At 59.7% G+C, this 1,854-nt stretch carries 3 protein-coding genes; all 3 read left to right on the top strand.

Translation table 11 applies throughout. The features are described 5' to 3' along the window. Position 1 precedes the first annotated feature (1 nt). Positions 2–883, top strand: a complete 882-nt coding sequence (locus IAE77_RS00060) for an NAD(P)-dependent alcohol dehydrogenase (protein ID WP_345780941.1) — start codon at positions 2–4, stop codon at positions 881–883. A gap of 35 nt (positions 884–918) precedes the next feature. Beyond that, the gene (locus IAE77_RS00055) at positions 919–1,125 is read left to right on the top strand and encodes a hypothetical protein (RefSeq protein ID WP_294219607.1); all 207 of its coding nucleotides are present in this window, start codon (positions 919–921) and stop codon (positions 1,123–1,125) included. Between the two features lie 27 nt (positions 1,126–1,152). Then, on the top strand, positions 1,153–1,854 hold a 702-nt coding region (locus tag IAE77_RS00050; RefSeq protein WP_345780940.1), incomplete at its 3' end, for an AAA family ATPase.

Raw genomic sequence — 1,854 nt, 5'->3', positions numbered from 1 at the left:
TTTGCAGTTGGTTGAGATCGCCAAGCCCGCACCGCGCGACAACGAAGTGCTGATCAAAGTCCGCGCCACCACCGTCACCATCGGCGACACGATCATGCGCAGCTTCAACCTGCCCGTCTCAGGCTGGCAGAAACTGATGGCGCGGCTCATTCTAGGCATTCGCAAACCCAAGCGACACATTCTGGGGATGGAACTGGCGGGGGATGTGGAAGCGATCGGCCGGAACGTAACGCACTTTAAGATCGGCGACGCCGTGATGGCGTCCACGCTGGGTGTGAACTTCGGCGGCTACGCGGAACACAAATGCTTCCCGCAAGATGGCATGCTGGTGCTCAAGCCCGCCGGCTGGAGCTACGAAGAAGCAGCAGCCGCCGTCGGTGCGGGGATGACGGCGGTGCGCTGCCTTAGCAAAGCCAATATCCAGCGCGGGCAGAAGGTGTTGATCTATGGCGCGTCCGGCGCAGTGGGCACCTGCGCGGTTCAGCTGGCCAAACATCATTTCGGAGCCGATGTGACCGGCGTGTGCAGCACCAACAATTTGGATCTCGTGAAATCGTTGGGAGCCGATCGGGTTGTGGATTACACCCAGGAGGACTTCACGCGCAGCGGCCCGATCTATGATGTGGTGTTCGATGCGGTCGGCAAGCTGGCGGCGTCGCACGGCAAACAAGCATTGAAGTCCGGCGGCGTCTATCTCAACGTGCACAAGGATTCCGGCAACGGCGAGAAACAAGAAGACCTGCGTGCCCTTAAAGAGATCATTGAAGCGGGCCAGTTCAAACCCGTCATCGATCGCCGCTACACGCTGGAGCAGATCGTCGAAGCGCATCGCTATGTGGACACCGGGCACAAGAAGGGCAACGTGGTCATTACCATCCACTAACACAGACGAAAACGGAACACCTGCAGAAGGTCATCATGAAAGGCATTAAGAACCACGTCAAAAAAGCGCACCGCGGCATCCAGATCGATTTATACCAAAGCCCCACTTGCCTGTGGTTTGCCTGCATTCCTGACCGGGTGAACTTTGTGTACAAGAGCCCCGAAATGAAAACGAAAGACCAGGTCATAGCGGACTGCAAACGCTACATCGACGCTCACTACGAGTCGCTTTGCAAGAAATAACCGGCACAGGCGTTGTATAATGCACTCATGCCCGCGCCCATCCTGGCCACCAAACTCTACCTTCCTCCGCCACGGCCGAACGCCGTGCCCCGACCACGCCTGCTCGCGCGGTTGAATGACGGGCTGCGAGCCGGCCGCAAACTCGCGCTGATTTCGGCTCCCGCCGGTTTCGGCAAGACTACGCTGGTGAGTGAATGGATTGCCACCCTCACCCCCTCCACTGCCGGAACAGCACTGGCACCTACAGCCTCTCCCACAAGGCGAGGGGAGATCGCCTGGTTGTCGCTGGATGAAGGCGACAGCGACCTCGCCCAATTTCTTGTGTACTTCGTCGCCGCGCTGCAGACCATTGCGCCGCAGTTTGGCGAAGGCATCCTGGCGGCACTGCACGCGCAGCCGCCAACCGCCGCGCTGTTGACGTCGCTGCTCAACGAAATGGCCACCATCCCTGATCGTGTGATCTTCGTCTTCGACGATTATCATACCCTCGACTGCAAACCGATCGACGAAGCGCTGACGTTTTTGATCGATCACCTGCCGGCGCAGATGCAGCTGATCATCACCACCCGCGAAGATCCTCAACTTCCGCTGGCCAGGCTCCGCGCGCGCGGCCAACTCACTGAGCTGCGTGCCGCCGATCTGCGCTTCACGGCCGACGAAGCCGCCGAGTTTCTTAATCACGCGATGGGCCTGAGCCTCTCGCCGGACAACATCGCCGCGCTGGAAACC

The sequence above is a fragment of the Prosthecobacter sp. genome, assembly GCF_014879935.1.
Classification (GTDB): domain Bacteria; phylum Verrucomicrobiota; class Verrucomicrobiia; order Verrucomicrobiales; family Verrucomicrobiaceae; genus Prosthecobacter.
This window is presented reverse-complemented; position numbering and strand designations above follow the sequence as displayed.